Origin of the sequence: Mycobacterium ulcerans subsp. shinshuense (assembly GCF_002355775.1) — a bacterium.
Classification (GTDB): domain Bacteria; phylum Actinomycetota; class Actinomycetes; order Mycobacteriales; family Mycobacteriaceae; genus Mycobacterium; species Mycobacterium marinum.
On the sequence record NZ_AP017624.1, the window covers coordinates 4,803,510 to 4,818,547 of the forward strand.

A 15,038-nucleotide genomic window follows, 5' to 3' on the forward strand; every position below is an offset into this window, starting at 1 on the left:
CCGCGCGAAAGCGGCTTGCCCGCAACAGGTTGCGCGATTCGCCATTACCACGGGCAGCGAAGTCGTAGCTTGGGTACTGCGAATGCCGGGCGCGGGTCCGATGGTTGGACAGATGGGCGATGGGTGACGGTGTCGGGGATGAGTGGGTCGACGGCTCGGTAGCCGCGCGACATGATCGCCATGCGCTGCGCGAGTGGCTGGTTGTCCATGCCGCGACGATCGATGAACTGTTGTCTACCCGTTTCGAGGCGCTGCCCGGCCGGAAGGCCGACACCGATGCCGCCGCGCGCCGACTTGCCGCGTGGTGTCGTTCCAGCGCAAGCGGTGACTGGGCGCAGTTCGAGTCGCGATTGGCTCGCGACGGTTGGGACTTCGCAAGCGTGCTGGCGCGTTTCGCCAATGCCCGGCACACTCGGTCCTTGCCGCTGCCGGCGTGGGTGGCTGACGCGATGTGGTCCCGAGCGTCGTTGTGCGGCTCACCCGGCCGAGCCACCACCACCGGTTCGCCCGAGCCCGAGCCCACGCCCCCCAGCCAATTCGACGCCCTGCTGTTGCCACTGGTCGACGAGGCGCAGGCCCGACTCTGGTCGACCACGGACGCCGCCGCCACGGCGATACTGAGCGATTCGGCACGCGCAGGCATTCGGCGATCGTTGTTGCAACAACTGTCCGACCTGTGCGCGCCGGCGCTGTATGCGCTCTTTGACTCGGTGCGCGAGCTCGCGGCCCCAGACGATGCTCACGCGCAGCCCAGACCGGACTCGGGAGTCGCGCTCTATCAGCGGTTTGTCGCAGAGATGAAAGCGGCGGGCCTGTCCCGGCTGCTGGAAGCCAAACCGGTGCTGTGGCGGCTGATCGCCACGATCACCCGCCAATGGATTGACACCACGCGCGAGCTGATCGAACGTCTGGCCGCCGATCTGCCGTCCATCCGCGCTGGCCTGCTCGCGGGCGCCCCCGAAACGAAGGTGGCCGGAATCGATGGCGGGCTCTCCGATCCACACAATGGCGGCCGCTCGGTACGGATCGTCGTGTTCGAGAACGGCGCGCGGGTGGTCTACAAGCCGAAGGACTTGCGGGTGGATGCCGCCCTGCACGCCCTGGTCGGCAGGCTCAACCGGGCCGCTCCCCCGCTGGCGTTGCGTGCGGTCCGCACGATCGGACGCGAAGGCTACCGCTGGTGCGAGTTCATCGAGCATGCATCGTGCGCGGACGAAGAAGGCCTCGAGTTGTACTTCCGGCGCGCCGGCGCCTGGCTGGCACTGCTGCACTGCCTGGCCGCCACCGACATGCACCACGAAAACTTCATCGCACACGGCGACTACCCGATGCCGCTGGACATCGAGACGATCCTGCAGGCGAGCACGCAGGACCCCGACGACCGTGATCGGGAAGGCCGTGCCCACCAAGCCGCATGCAACCTCATCGCCGATTCGGTGATGGCGGTGGGCTTGATCCCGTCCTATCGGAGCTCCGGCGTCAACGGGCGTTCCGCGGTCGGTGGGTTGATCGCGAATGACAACACCACGCCGACGATCCGTTGGGAGCACGTCAACACTGACGCGATGCGGCCGAAAAAAGCGGCGCGGCCCGCCACGAGCATGCCGAACCTACCCCACGTCAACGGGCACTACGCCAAGTTCAGCGACTACGTCGACGCCTTCATTGCCGGTTTCGTGGCCTACGCCAAGTTCCTGGTTCGACAAGGCGCCGATGCTGGGGCCGGCGGTTTGTTCCAGGAGTTTGCCGGCTTGCCGGTGCGCAGGGTGTGGCGCCCGACCACCTTCTACACCATGGTGCTGCAGCAGCTCACCGATCATCGCACCATGCATGATGGTGTTGCTTGGTCGGCGCAAGCGGACTTCGTTGCCAGACTGGCTGATTGGAACCAAGACAGCGATCCGCATTGGCCGCTCCTACAGGCGGAGAGATCGGCCCTGTTGTCGTTGAACGTCCCCTACTTTTTTATGGCCAGCGACGGTGTCGAAGCCCATGATTTCGCTGGAGTCTCGTTCCGGTGCGCGGGCATGTCAGGCCTGGAACGCGCGTCTGCGCGCGTTCAAGACCTCGCTGATCGACAGATCGACTGGCAAGTCACGGCCATCCGGCACAATACGGAAACCTATGCGGGACAAGCGCGGTCACCGGGCACAGCGGGTCCAGCACCGCAGCCGCCCCAGCCCGACGGTGGCGCCTGGCGACCGGCCGAAGCGGACTTTTCCGCCGAGGCCGACAGAATCGCCGGGGAACTGGCTCTTCACGCGATTCGCCGAGATGCGGGCGCCGCCTGGATCGGGTTGGACTGGTCAGGCGATTCGGATGCCGCCCAGCTCGTCTGCCTGGGCGCCGGCCTCTATAACGGCGTGTCCGGCATCGGCCTCTTCTTGGCCGCGCACGCGGCCGGCTCGGGCTGCCAGCGGTCGGCCGAGCTGGCCCGGGCCGGGGTCGCACACGTGTGCACCGAACTGACCGGCCGCAACGCGCCGCGCGTGGCCCGCTCGCTGGGAATCAGCGGCGGCTCCGGTTTGGGGTCGATCGCCTACGCATTGGCGGTCATGGCGAAGTGCCTCGAGGACGACGAATTGCTCGCCCACGCGCATAGGGCGGCGCTGTTGGTCACCGACGATCTGATCGAGACCGACCGGCAACTCGATGTCGTCGGGGGTAGCGCCGGCGCGATCCTTGGGCTGCTCCGGGTCTATCGAGACACCGGCTCCGGCGACGTGCTCGCGCGTGCGATTCGGTGTGGCGAGCACCTGTTGCGCCAACCCCGCGTCGGCCCGCACGGAAGGCGCACCTGGCACCGACAGGTGCCTGGCTCTTGCGATCTGAACGGCATGGCGCACGGTGCAGCGGGCTATGCGTACGCCCTGGGGTCATTGGCCACAGCAACCGGTCACGAGGAGTTCGCACAATACGCGGCGGAGTGCCTGGCCTTTGAAAACGCCAGCTACGACCGGCAGCGCGGCGGCTGGCCCGCACTGGATGTGGACGGGGGGAAAGGCTGGCCCGCGTAGTGGCGCCACGGCGCACCCGGAATCGGTTTGGGGCGCATCGGCTTGGCACGACGCGGCTGGGCGCAGCCACTGTCGGCCGACATTGCCAACGCCGTGACTTCGGTCCGTCAAGGCTGGGCTGAGCAACAATTGGACACGCTTTGTTGTGGTGCTCTGGGCAGCATCGAATTGCTCAGCGAAGCCGCGACGACGTTGGACCAGCCTGATCTTCAGGGTCTTGCGGCACGCTGCCTGAGCGACATCGTGTCCGCGGCGACCCAACGCGGCGACTATCGATGGAACAGCGGCGATCAAGCATTCAACCCTGGATTGTTTCGCGGAATCGCCGGCATAGGCTATACCGCCCTGCGTCGCATCAACCGGCCCCTGCCCAATGTGCTGCTCTGGGAATAGACACCGGCAACCGGGATTGAGACGGGCCATTCATCAAGGCCCTCAACAAAATTCAGGCGATCGCTACCAGAGCGCCCGAACTCTCAGGAGAGGCGTGCAAAACCCAGGCAGGGAGCGGTCAAAGCTTGATCCACACAAGGCCCCAGGCCGTTCATTCCCGCGGCGGCCTCGATCATGTCGTCGGTGAGGCGGCAGTCGAGGATGCTGTCAACGGCCGGCAGTTCCATGGCAAGAGTGGTCATCATGGTTTCGCATTGTTTCCCGATCTAAACGTTTTTGTCAAGCCTGGTTGCGCAATGCGTCAAACCGCGGCGCCCTGGCCGGATGCCACGCTCGGCGCCGGTTCACCGTCCAACAACCGCCGCAGCACTAGTGCCGAACTGCCCTGGCTCGACCAACCGGTGGGTGTCTACTCTGATGACGCAACCCAGAAACAAGCGAGGTCCACGATGAGCGTGACCCCCCAAGAAGCCCAACGCACTCCGGTCGAGCGGAGCTTGCTCGACGTCGTCATCGTCGGCGCCGGCATCTCCGGCCTCGGAGCGGCCTACCGGCTGCTCGAGAGCGACCCCGAACTGACCTACACCATCCTGGAACGCCGTGAGCGAATCGGCGGCACCTGGGATCTGTTTCGCTATCCGGGCGTGCGCTCCGACAGCAGCATCTTCACGTTGAGCTTTCCGTTCGAACCATGGACCCGCAGGGAGGGCGTGGCCGACGGCGAGCACATCCGGGAGTACCTGGCCAACACCGCTCACAAGTACGGCATCGACGGCCATATCCAGTTCAACAGCTATGTCCGGGCGGCCGACTGGGATTCGGGCACCGACAGCTGGACGGTCACCTTCGAGCAGGACGGCGTGCAGAGGCAATGCCGCAGCAGGTTCGTGTTCTTCGCCAGCGGCTACTACAACTACGACCAGGGCTACACGCCCGATTTCCCCGGCATCGAGGGGTTCACCGGCACCGTGGTGCACCCACAGCACTGGCCGGCCGACCTGGATTACACCGGCAAGAAGGTCGTGGTGATCGGCAGCGGCGCTACCGCGGTCACGCTGATCCCGTCAATGGCGGAGCAGGCCGCCAAGGTGACCATGCTGCAGCGCTCGCCGACCTACCTCATCTCGTCTTCCAAGTACAGCAAATTCGCTGCCATCGCGCGTAAAGTATTACCCCGCAAGGCATCTCATTTGACGATCCGAACATACAACGCCGTGCTGGAAGCGATGCTCTGGTTCTTGGCCCGCAAGCTGCCGGGCTTCATCAAATGGCTGCTGCGGCGCATTGCGATCAAGAACCTGCCCGCCGGCTATGACGTCGACACCCACTTCAAGCCGAACTACAACCCGTGGGATCAGCGCCTGTGCCTGATCCCCGATGCCGATCTGTACAACGCCGTGGCCGGCGGGCGCGCCGAAGTGGTCACCGACCACATCGACCATTTCGACGCCACCGGCATCGCACTCGAGTCCGGCCGACATCTTGATGCCGACATCATCGTCACCGCCACCGGCCTGCAGTTGCAGGCACTTGGCGGGGTGCAGATCAGTCTGGACGGCACCGAGATCAACCCCTGTGACCGGTTCGTCTACAAAGCGCACATGCTCGAAGGGGTGCCCAACCTGTTCTGGTGTGTGGGCTACACCAATGCATCGTGGACGCTGCGCGCCGACATGACCGCGCGGGCCACGGCGAAGTTGCTGGCGCACATGGCCGCCAACGGCTATACGCACGCCTACCCGGACCGGGGCAACGAGGCGATGCCGGAAAAACCGTCCTGGGACATTCAGGCCGGCTATGTGTTGCGGTCGCTGCACGCACTGCTCAAATCGGGGACCAAGCGGCCCTGGAACGTGCGGCAAAACTATTTCGCCGACGCCATCGACTACCGGTTCGACCGCATCGACGAGGCCATGGTGTTCGGCCGCGCCGCCGACCGCGCGCCCCTGGCGGGCTGAACACCGGTAGCCGATAGTCGCGGCGGCGTCAGGGCTTCTCGTGCTTTCCGTGCGCGGACGCGTCAATGACGATCGGCTCACCGCAGTTGGGGCAGAACTTTTCGGTGTGATGATGCTGCGCCCCGCAGTTCGCACAGAAGTGGGGTTCACCGGCCGTCAGATGCTCCGCGTCCGCGGGAGCCGCGGCATCGGCCGCGTGCTCACCGGCACCTTCGGCGCCGCCGCCAACCGGTGCCCACCCATCCGGAATCGGCTGAAAGTCGGGCACCGGAGAGGCCGCCGAGCGCTGCCGGCGACTTCTCAACACCGTGAAGGTCACGCCACCGCCGACCGCCAGCACCACGACAAGGCCGATGTACCACATCAGATTCGAGCCACGTAGCACCGAAACGTCGCCGTACTGCTGACGCAGGTTGACAGCGCTGGTGCGCAGATCGACCAACCCGGGAAAATCCGGTGACATCGACAACGCCGTGTCGAATTCTTTGATCGCCGCGCTGTAGTGGCCCGAGTAGTACAGGTCGAGCCCCTTTCGATAGGACAGATCGGCCGGGCCCAGGGTGGGCACGACCCCCTTGGTGGCCAGCAATGCGGCCAGGCCGGCCACCGGCGCGACAAAGTTGAACGGCTGCGATTCGCTGGCCGGGCGGAAGCTGTTCAGCCCGATCACCTTGCCGTTGAGTTCGATGGTCGGCCCGCCGCTCATGCCGTCGGAGATCGGCGCATCGATCTCGTATTCGGGAATGGTCTGGCGAAGTGATTTCTTGCTGACCGTGCCGCTCTTGTAGGTGGGGTCAAGCGAGGGATCGGTGATGTCCTGGGTGCTCTTCGGATATCCCACCGCCAGAATCCGGGTGCCGATGCTGACGTCGGCGTCGGTGGTCAGCTCCGAGGAGGGCATGTTGCGCCGGTCCACCCGCAGCAACGCGACGTCACCCTTGTCGATCGGCCGGAAGTCCACGACGTCGGCGTTCATCGTCGCGGCCACCTTTGCCCCGCTTCCGTACAACACCGTGATGCTGACTTCTGGCCCCTGCTCGGCGGTTTCACCCTCGACCCTGGCGTTCTTGCGAAGCCACTGCACCGCGCCAACCGGATTCAGCGCCTCGGGCGAGTCCGGGAATTGCTTCACGTAGTCGCTCGCCGCATGCTCGAAAATCAGGCCCCTGGCGCTTTGCGGATCAACGCAGTGCCCGGCGGTCGCCAGCCAGCCGTCGGGGTTCACGGTGAACGCGGTGCAACCCCAGCCCGCGGTGAACGGCTTGGTCGGGTTGTCGCCGTAGTGGGAGAGCCGCTGGCCGGTGGGCAGCCGCACCCAGCCATAGGCTCCGATCACGATGTACATGACCGCCGGCCGGATCAGCGCCGCAGCCCTTTCCTCCGGGTTGGCCTGTGGCCGACCGTCATCGGCGTACGCGATGCCCGGCGAGCCGGCCATGAGCAGCGCGGCCACCGCCAGCAGCGCAAATATCCGGCCGCCAACGGGCCCGGACCCAAACCTTGCCGGGCGCGCGCGGCTGACCATGACTCCTCCTGGTAGGCATCCTTTGATCTCCACCATCGGGCCTCGACGGTGTCAGACGGTAGGGACCGAAGTCCCATGCCGGGTGGTCATTGGTTTCGACTTTGGCGACCTGACACTGGCTGCTTCTCAATGTCGAGCCTCGGCAATACGCTGGGTGCCATGGCACCTGCTACGCGCGAACCCAACGTCGTTGTCCTCGGTGGCGGTTCCTGGGGAACCACGGTTGCATCGATCTGCGCACGGCGGGGGCCGACGCTGCAATGGGTGCGTTCGGAAGCGACCGCAAAGGACATCAACGACAACCACCGCAACAGCCGCTACCTCGGAAACGACGTCGTGCTCAGCGAAACGCTGCGCGCGACCACCGACTTCTCCGAGGCCGCCAACTGTGCCGACGTCGTCGTCATGGGCGTGCCCTCGCACGGCTTCCGGGGTGTACTGACCGAGCTGAGCAAGGAATTGCGCCCGTGGGTGCCGGTGGTATCGCTGGTCAAAGGGCTCGAACAGGGCACCAACAAGCGGATGTCGCAGATTATCGAGGAGATCTTGCCCGGCCATCCGGCAGGCATCCTGGCCGGGCCGAACATCGCACGCGAGGTGGCCGAAGGGTACGCGGCCGCCGCGGTGCTGGCCATGCCCGACCAGCATCTGGCCACCCAACTGTCCGCGCTGTTTCGCACCCGACGGTTCCGCGTCTACACCACCGATGACGTCATCGGAGTCGAGATGGCGGGTGCGCTCAAGAACGTGTTCGCCATCGCCGTCGGCATGGGCTACTCGCTGGGCATCGGCGAGAACACCCGCGCCCTGGTCATCGCCCGCTCACTGCGCGAGATGACCAAGCTTGGTGTGGCGATGGGCGGTGACACCGAAACCTTCCCCGGACTGGCCGGCCTGGGTGACCTCATCGTCACCTGCACCAGCCAGCGCAGCCGCAACCGCCACGTTGGTGAACAATTGGGCGCCGGCAAACCCATCGATGAGATCATCGCCTCGATGAACCAGGTCGCCGAGGGGGTCAAGGCGGCCAGCGTCATCATGGAATTCGCCAATGAGTTCGGGCTGCCCATGCCGATCGCCCGCGAGGTCGACGCCGTGATCAATCACGGATCGACCGTCGAACAGGCCTACCACGGGCTGGCCGCCGAAGTACCCGGCCATGAGGTGTACGGGGCCGGGTTCTAGCCCGGTTGGGGTTTCTGCACAGCTGGCAAGCCGGTGCGCCGGGAGATCTGCGTTTGGTATGCGCGCCGCATGTGAGGTTGACCCCGGTTTGGCCGCTTGCATACTGTCGATACGACAGCAGTGCCAACTAACGACGCTCCCGTTTCGTCGGAGGCCCTACGGGTGGGTGACCCGGGTGATACGGGGCTGACTGTCCAACCGTCCCCCGCACTGACCGACGAGGGAATGATTGATGCCGTCCATCAAACGACTTGGCAAGCAAGCCCAAGACGACGGCGCGCCGGTGTCGCGAACTCAGCAACTGCGCTCGGTCCTCCGATACGACGTGCCCGCGTCGATTGTGGTTTTTCTGATCGCGCTACCGCTATCGGTGGGAATCGCCATCGCTTCGGGCGCACCGGTGCTCTCCGGCCTGATCTCGGCGGTGATCGGGGGGATCGTGGTTGGACTCATCGGCGGAGCACCACTGGCGGTCAGCGGTCCCGCGAATGGGATGATGGTGGTCACGGTCGGCCTCGTCGCCCAATTTGGTTGGCGGGAAACGTGTTTCATCACGGTCGTCGCAGGTGTCCTGCAGCTCGCTTTCGGACTCATCCGCATTGCGCGAGCGGTACTGGCGATTTCGCCTGTCGTCGTACACGCGATGCTGGCCGGCATCGGAATCACGATCGCACTTCAGCAAACGCACGTGTTGCTGGGCGGGGAGTCCCACACCACATCCTGGGAAAACGTTGTTGAGCTACCCGAACAAATCGTCGAGGCGCATAAACCGGGAGTGTTCCTGGGCGTGTTGGTAATCGGCATCATGGTCGCCTGGCGCTGGGCCCCGGCCAAAGTGGCTGCCGTTCCGGGGCCGCTGGTGGCCATCGTGACCGCAACCGTCATCTCGTCGGTGTTCCCGTTCGACCTGACCCGGATCACGCTCACGGGATCGCCCCTGGATGCGTTGCAGCTGCCGGCCCTACCCGATGGCAAGTGGAGCGCTATCGCGATGAGCGTGGTCACCGTCGCTTTCATTGCCAGCGTCGAGAGCCTGCTGGCAGCCGTGTCGATCGGCAGAATGCACCCCGGCACACCCACCAACTTCAACCGCGAACTGGCCGGACAAGGTGTGGCAAACATGACATCCGGTATGGTCGGTGGTCTCCCCATCGCCGCCGCAATCGTCCGTAGTTCGGCCAATGTCCAGGCGGGCGCCAAGAGCCGCGCCTCGACAATCATGCACAGTGTGTGGATCCTCGTCTTCACGCTGTTTTTCGCGGGGTTGATCCAACAGATCCCCACCGCCGCACTTGCCGGCATGCTGGTTTTCGTCGGCATCAGGCTGCTGCAGCCTGCCCATATCGAAACCGCCATGCGCAATGGTGATCTGGCCGTCTATGTGGTGACCATCGTCGGCGTCGTGTTCCTCAATCTCATGCAGGGCGTGCTGATCGGACTCGCCTTGGCCATCGCGCTGACCGCGTGGCGGGTGATGTGGTTCAGGATCCACGCCGAGCCCTCGGGCGACGAATGGCACGTGATCGTCGCTGGGACATGCACCTTCCTGTCCGTGCCCCGGCTGACCCACGTACTCGCGTCCATCCCCGCGGGCAAAGCGGTTACCGTGACGATGTCGGTCATCTACCTCGATCATGCCGCGCATCAAGCGATTGCCGACTGGCAGCAGCGACAACTTTCGACTGGCGGGTCGGTTCACATCCACGGTGGCGTCCATACCGGACACCGCGCTCGCCGGGCGATGGACGACCTGGTCGAGAATGCAGGCACTGAGACTCCCGCTTAGCGAAGGATTCGCCGGACCATCGCCGGCCGGTCTGGTTCGCATCACACTTGGACTTGCGCGCCTGGTCACGCCTAACATTTGCATTCGCTATGCAGCGGGCGAACCAGGTTGCCGTCGCTTGGCCCGCTCAATAGCCTCGGATGATCGGACGCATAGCAGACTGACACAATGAAGTTCGGCGGAGTTCGGCCATTCGTATTTGCTAGTGCGCGAACACGTTACGAGTCCGTTACAGCACGTGGGGCGGGATATCGCAACATCCCCCGCTAAGGCCCAACGAGGGGATCGGCCGATGCCACACATCGAACAGCTCGATAAACAAGGTCTTGATCACGCCCAGCACCCGGGCACCCCGGATCCCCCAACAACATCGCGGTTGTCGCGGGTATCGTAGATACCGCGACCCGACCGGGTGCGATCAGTCATCAGGCACGACTTGCCAGCCTCGCTGGTTGTTTTCCTGGTAGCACTGCCGTTGTCATTGGGCATCGCCATTGCCTCGGATGCTCCGGTGCTCGCCGGGTTGATCGCGGCCGTGGTGGGCGGGATCATCGGTGGCGCACTGGGGGGATCTCCGCTGCAGGTCAGCGGGCCCGCCGCCGGCCTGACGGTCGTGGTCGCCGACCTCATCGCCGAATTCGGATGGGGAATCACTTGTTTCATCACGGCGGTCGCCGGGCTGATGCAGATCCTATTGGGGTTCAGCCGGGTCGCGCGAGCCGCCCTTGCGATCTCGCCAGTGGTGGTGCACGCCATGCTGGCCGGTATCGGGATCACCATCGCGCTGCAACAGACGCACGTGTTGCTCGGTGGCGAATCACATAGCACGGCCTGGGCCAACGTGGTCGAGCTGCCCGCACAGATTGTCGGCGCGCACCGGCCCGGAGTGATCCTGGGGCTGCTGGTCATCCCGATCATGGTCGCTTGGCGCTGGGCTCCGGCCAAGGTGGCTCCCGTTCCCGGCCCGCTGGTCGCCATCGTGGTGGTAACCGTTGTCTCGGTGGTGTTTCCGTTCCATGTGTCCCGCATCACTCTCGAGGGCTCGGTCGTGGATGCACTGCAGCTGCCCGCAATTCCGCACGGAAACTGGGGCGCCATCGTGATCGGCATCATCACCGTCACGCTCATCACCAGCGTCCAGAGCCTGTTGACAGCGGTGGCAACCGACAGAATGCACAGCGGCCCAACCACCGAACTCAACCGTGAATTGATCGGCCAGGGCGCATCCAACGTCGTGTCGGGGGCAATCGGCGGCCTCCCCATCGCCGGTGTCATCGTCCGCAGCGCGGCAAACATCAAGGCGGGTGCCAAAACTCGGGCGTCGACAATCCTGCACGGTTTCTGGGTCCTGCTGTTCGCACTCCCCTTTGCGGGTTTGATCGAACAAATCCCCAGCGCTGCGCTCGCGGGACTGCTGATCGTCATCGGTATTCAGCTACTGCCAGCCCGCACACATCGAAACCGCGGTCAAGACCGGCGACTTCGCCATCTACCTGGTGACGATTGTCGCGGTGGTCTTCCTGAATCTGCTGCACGGCGTGATGATCGGGCTGGCCCTGGCCATCGCGATGACGGGGTGGCGAGTGCTGCGGGCCAAGGTCGAAGCACACCAAATCGACGGCGAATGGCGGGTGGTCGTCGAGGGCGCCTGCACCTTCCTGTCCCTACCCCGACTGACCCGGGTGCTGGCCTCGGTGCCTGACAGCGCGACGGTCACTCTTCATATCGCGGTCAACTACCTCGACCACGCCGCGCACCAGGCGATCACCGACTGGCAGCGACGCCATCACGCCACCGGCGGGAAGGTTCGCATCGATGGCGCCCTGCGCAGAGGTCATTTCGCCAACGACGGCACACAGTTGGTCCACGACGAAAAGTCCGAAGCCGCCGCCTGACGGCGGCCGGCCGAACCCCGCTATCCGCGGGCCATTTGCTCCAAACGCCGGATCCGGTCCTCGATCGGCGGATGCGTCGAGAACAGCGATCCGATCCGCTCACCGGCACGGAACGGATTGGCGATCATCAAGTGCGCCTGGCTGGCCAGCTGCGGCTCGGGCGGCAGTGGAGCCAGTTGCACGCCACCGGAGATCTTGCGCAGTGCCGACGCCAACGCCAACGGGTCACCGGTCAAGACCGCACCCGATTCGTCGGCCTGATATTCGCGCGAACGCGACACCGCCATCCGCACCACCGTCGCCGCGATCGGGCCCAGCAACGAAACCAGCAGCAGGGCGAACGGGTTCTGGCCGTCTCGGTTACCACCGAACATGCCGGCCCACATGGCCATGTTGGCCAGCGCGGTGATCACCGACGCCAGCGCTCCGGCGATACAGGAAATCAGGATGTCGCGGTTGTAGACGTGTGACAGCTCGTGGCCCAGCACGGCACGCAATTCCCGCTCGTTGAGCAGCGCCAGGATGCCCGTGGTGCAGCACACCGCGGCGTTGCGCGGGTTGCGCCCGGTGGCGAAGGCGTTGGGTGCGGCGGTGTCACTGATGTACAGCCGCGGCATCGGCTGGTGGGCGCTGGCGGCCAGCTCACGCACTATCCGGTACATGGCCGGAGCCTGCAGCTCCGAAACCGGCTGCGCATGCATGGCCCGCAGGGCCAGCTTGTCGCTGTTGAAGTAGACATAGACGTTCATCCCGGCGGCGAACAGCATCGCCAGGATCAGGGCCGTCCTGCCGAACAGCGCACCAAAGAACACGATCATGGCGGACATGCCGACCAGCAGCAGGAAAGTCTTCAGCCTGTTGGCATGCGGATGCCAGGTCATCGGTGTGTGTCCTCCCACGAACACGGCAACTTGGTTATTACAGCTGATTTAACGCCCGAAACGGCCCTCGGGGTTCCGAAACGCCGCGCTCTACCCGTGCCGGTTGACCGTGTAGTCGACCAACGCGGCCAGCGCCTGGCGGCCCGGGACGTCGGGCAGCAAATCCAACTCGTGACGTGCCCGAGCGGCATATTGCCCCAGGACCTCTTTGGCCTGGTCCATACCCGGCGACGCCCGCAACAGCGCGAGGGCCTCGAACACCTCGGCATCGTCGCGGATCGGACCCGCCAGCAATGTGCGCAGCCGGGCGCCGTCGGAGCCGGTCTGGCGCAGGGCGTAGAGCATGGGCAGCGTGCGCACCCCCTCACGCAGGTCGGTGCCCGGTAGCTTCCCCGACTGTTCGGTATCGCTGTCGATGTCGATGATGTCGTCGGCGATCTGGAACGCGGTGCCGACGATGCCGCCGAGACGGTTCAGTCGCTCCACTTGTTCGCCGTCGGCGCCAGAAAACATGCCACCGAACCGGCCGGCGGCCCCGATCAGGCAGCCGGTCTTTTCGTGAACCACCTTCAGGTATTGCTCGATCATGTCCACGCCCTCGGGCGCGCCCCGGGTCTCACGCATCTGACCGGTCACCAGCTGGGCGAACGTATCGGCGACGATCCGCACGGCATCCGGCCCCAGCCGCGACACCAACCGCGACGCCGTCGCCAGCAGATAGTCACCGGCCAGGATGGCGACGTTGTTGCCCCAGCGCGCATTGGCGCTGGGCGCTCCGCGACGTACTTGCGCCTCGTCCATCACATCGTCGTGGTAGAGCGTCGCGAGATGAATCATCTCGATGACGGCTCCGGCGATCACGACTTCGTCGGCACCCGGGTTCGGCCCGACCTGAGCCGACAAGACGGTAAACAGTGGACGGAACCGCTTACCACCGGCCAGGAACAGGTGTAGCAGCGAATCGGTCATCACCTCGTCGGCACCGCGCAACTCAGCGTCCATCAGCCGCTCGATGCTGGCGACGCCATCTCGCACCGTCGTGGCGAATTCAGCATCGCCGACGTCAACGCCCACCACCACCGTCGCCGAGGTTCTCATCCGACCAACATACTGGGGAGCGTGGAAACCAGAGTTCCCAGAGCCCTTGGCGCCGACCTGGTGGTCGTGGGCGCCGGACCGGCCGGGTCGGCGGCGGCCGCCTGGGCCGCCCGAGCGGGCCGGGATGTACTTGTCATCGACTCCGCCGGTTTCCCCCGCGACAAGGCCTGCGGCGACGGGCTGACCCCGCGCGCGATCTCCGAGCTGCAGCAGCTGGGCCTCGGCGAATGGCTGGCCGCCCGTATTCAGCACCAAGGTCTACGCATGAGCGGATTCGGCGGCGAGGTGGAAATCGGCTGGCCCGGCCCGTCTTTTCCGGCGTACAGCAGCGCGGTGGCCCGGCTCGAACTCGACGATCGGATCCGCAAGGTCGCCGAGGAGTCCGGGGCCCGCATGCTGCTCGGCACAAAAGCCGTCGCGGCCCATCATGACTCGTCAAGGCGAGTGGTATCGCTGACGCTGGCCGATCGGACCGAGGTAGCCTGCCGACAATTGATCGTCGCCGACGGCGCACGGTCGTCCCTGGGGCGCAAGCTGGGCCGCCGCTGGCATCAGGAGACCGTCTACGGCGTCGCCGCACGGGGATACCTGACCACTGCCCGCAGCGAGGATCCGTGGCTGACCTCCCATCTGGAACTGCGCTCGCCAGACGGAGCGGTGCTGCCCGGCTACGGCTGGATCTTCCCGCTGGGCAACGGCGAGGTGAACATCGGGGTGGGAGCGCTGTCGACCACCAAACGGCCGGCGGACCTGGCGTTACGACCGCTGATGTCGTACTACACCGACCTGCGCCGGGACGAATGGGGCTTTACCGGCCAGCCCCGTGCGGTCGCCTCGGCGTTGCTGCCCATGGGCGGCGCGGTGTCGGGGGTGGCCGGGCCGAACTGGATGCTCATCGGTGACGCCGCAGCGTGCGTCAACCCACTCAACGGGGAGGGCATCGACTACGGCCTCGAGACCGGGCGGCTTGCCGCCGAACTCCTGGATTCCCCCGACCTGTCGCAGCTGTGGCCGTCGCTACTGCAGGCGCACTACGGTCGTGGGTTCTCGGTCGCACGCAGGCTGGCGCTGCTGCTGACCTACCAACGGTTCCTGCCCACCACCGGACCGGTGGCGATGCGCTCGACGGCACTGATGAAGGTCGCCGTGCGGGTGATGGCCAACCTGGTCACCGAGGAGGACAGCGATTGGGTGGCACGGCTGTGGCGCGGCGGCGGACGGGCATCGCGGCTGATCGATCGTCGCCCGCCGTTCCACTGAGGCCCTATATCAATTTCATTGACATGTATCAGTCTCGTTG

At 65.4% G+C, this 15,038-nt stretch carries 8 protein-coding genes and 2 pseudogenes; 6 read left to right on the forward strand and 4 right to left on the reverse strand.

Going from position 1 to position 15,038, the window contains the following annotated elements; translation table 11 throughout:
• Positions 1–449 precede the first annotated feature (449 nt).
• A pseudogene (locus tag SHTP_RS21465) lies at positions 450–3,410 on the forward strand (type 2 lanthipeptide synthetase LanM family protein).
• Between the two features lie 83 nt (positions 3,411–3,493).
• On the opposite strand, the gene SHTP_RS28055 reads toward SHTP_RS21465, so the two are convergent.
• Positions 3,494–3,652, reverse strand: a complete 159-nt coding sequence (locus tag SHTP_RS28055) for a hypothetical protein (RefSeq protein ID WP_162143252.1) — start codon at positions 3,650–3,652, stop codon at positions 3,494–3,496.
• 207 nt (positions 3,653–3,859) lie between these two features.
• Between SHTP_RS28055 and SHTP_RS21470 the strand changes: the two genes are divergently transcribed.
• On the forward strand, positions 3,860–5,368 hold the full coding sequence (locus SHTP_RS21470) for a flavin-containing monooxygenase (protein ID WP_096372602.1): 1,509 nt from the start codon (positions 3,860–3,862) through the stop codon (positions 5,366–5,368).
• Positions 5,369–5,396: 28 nt separating this feature from the next.
• On the opposite strand, the gene SHTP_RS21475 is transcribed toward SHTP_RS21470, so the two are convergent.
• Positions 5,397–6,893: a trypsin-like peptidase domain-containing protein gene (locus SHTP_RS21475; RefSeq protein WP_096371724.1), complete on the reverse strand. Its 1,497-nt coding sequence runs from the start codon at positions 6,891–6,893 to the stop codon at positions 5,397–5,399.
• A gap of 159 nt (positions 6,894–7,052) precedes the next feature.
• On the opposite strand from SHTP_RS21475, the gene SHTP_RS21480 reads away from it, so the two are divergent.
• The 3 genes and pseudogenes from SHTP_RS21480 to SHTP_RS21490 all read left to right on the forward strand — a co-directional run bounded on the left by SHTP_RS21480 (position 7,053) and on the right by SHTP_RS21490 (position 11,759).
• On the forward strand, positions 7,053–8,078 hold the full coding sequence (locus SHTP_RS21480; RefSeq protein WP_012392837.1) for an NAD(P)H-dependent glycerol-3-phosphate dehydrogenase: 1,026 nt from the start codon (positions 7,053–7,055) through the stop codon (positions 8,076–8,078).
• 232 nt (positions 8,079–8,310) lie between these two features.
• Positions 8,311–9,864, forward strand: a complete 1,554-nt coding sequence (locus SHTP_RS21485; RefSeq protein ID WP_096371725.1) for a SulP family inorganic anion transporter — start codon at positions 8,311–8,313, stop codon at positions 9,862–9,864.
• Between the two features lie 394 nt (positions 9,865–10,258).
• Positions 10,259–11,759, forward strand: a pseudogene (locus tag SHTP_RS21490) (SulP family inorganic anion transporter).
• Between the two features lie 20 nt (positions 11,760–11,779).
• On the opposite strand, the gene htpX reads toward SHTP_RS21490, so the two are convergent.
• Together htpX and grcC1 are read right to left on the reverse strand one after the other, a co-directional pair.
• A complete protein-coding gene (gene htpX, locus SHTP_RS21495; RefSeq protein ID WP_096371726.1) occupies positions 11,780–12,640 on the reverse strand; it encodes a zinc metalloprotease HtpX in 861 nt (286 codons plus the stop codon).
• A 90-nt stretch (positions 12,641–12,730) separates the two neighbouring features.
• Positions 12,731–13,738, reverse strand: a complete 1,008-nt coding sequence (gene grcC1, locus SHTP_RS21500) for a nonaprenyl/(2E,6E)-farnesyl/geranylgeranyl diphosphat synthase (protein WP_096371727.1) — start codon at positions 13,736–13,738, stop codon at positions 12,731–12,733.
• A 21-nt stretch (positions 13,739–13,759) separates the two neighbouring features.
• Here grcC1 and menJ point away from each other — a divergent pair, with 21 nt between their 5' ends.
• Positions 13,760–14,998: a menaquinone reductase MenJ gene (menJ, locus tag SHTP_RS21505; RefSeq protein ID WP_096371728.1), complete on the forward strand. Its 1,239-nt coding sequence runs from the start codon at positions 13,760–13,762 to the stop codon at positions 14,996–14,998.
• The last annotated feature ends 40 nt before the right edge of the window (positions 14,999–15,038 follow it).

Excerpts from the sequence above, each read along its gene's own strand:
- SHTP_RS28055 (WP_162143252.1), bottom strand. The coding sequence starts at position 3,652 with ATGACCACTCTTGCCATGGAACTGCCGGCCGTTGACAGCATCCTCGAC.
- SHTP_RS21470 (WP_096372602.1), top strand. The coding sequence starts at position 3,860 with ATGAGCGTGACCCCCCAAGAAGCCCAACGCACTCCGGTCGAGCGGAGC.
- SHTP_RS21475 (WP_096371724.1), bottom strand. The coding sequence starts at position 6,893 with ATGGTCAGCCGCGCGCGCCCGGCAAGGTTTGGGTCCGGGCCCGTTGGC.
- SHTP_RS21480 (WP_012392837.1), top strand. The coding sequence starts at position 7,053 with ATGGCACCTGCTACGCGCGAACCCAACGTCGTTGTCCTCGGTGGCGGT.
- SHTP_RS21485 (WP_096371725.1), top strand. The coding sequence starts at position 8,311 with ATGCCGTCCATCAAACGACTTGGCAAGCAAGCCCAAGACGACGGCGCG.
- htpX (WP_096371726.1), bottom strand. The coding sequence starts at position 12,640 with ATGACCTGGCATCCGCATGCCAACAGGCTGAAGACTTTCCTGCTGCTG.
- grcC1 (WP_096371727.1), bottom strand. The coding sequence starts at position 13,738 with ATGAGAACCTCGGCGACGGTGGTGGTGGGCGTTGACGTCGGCGATGCT.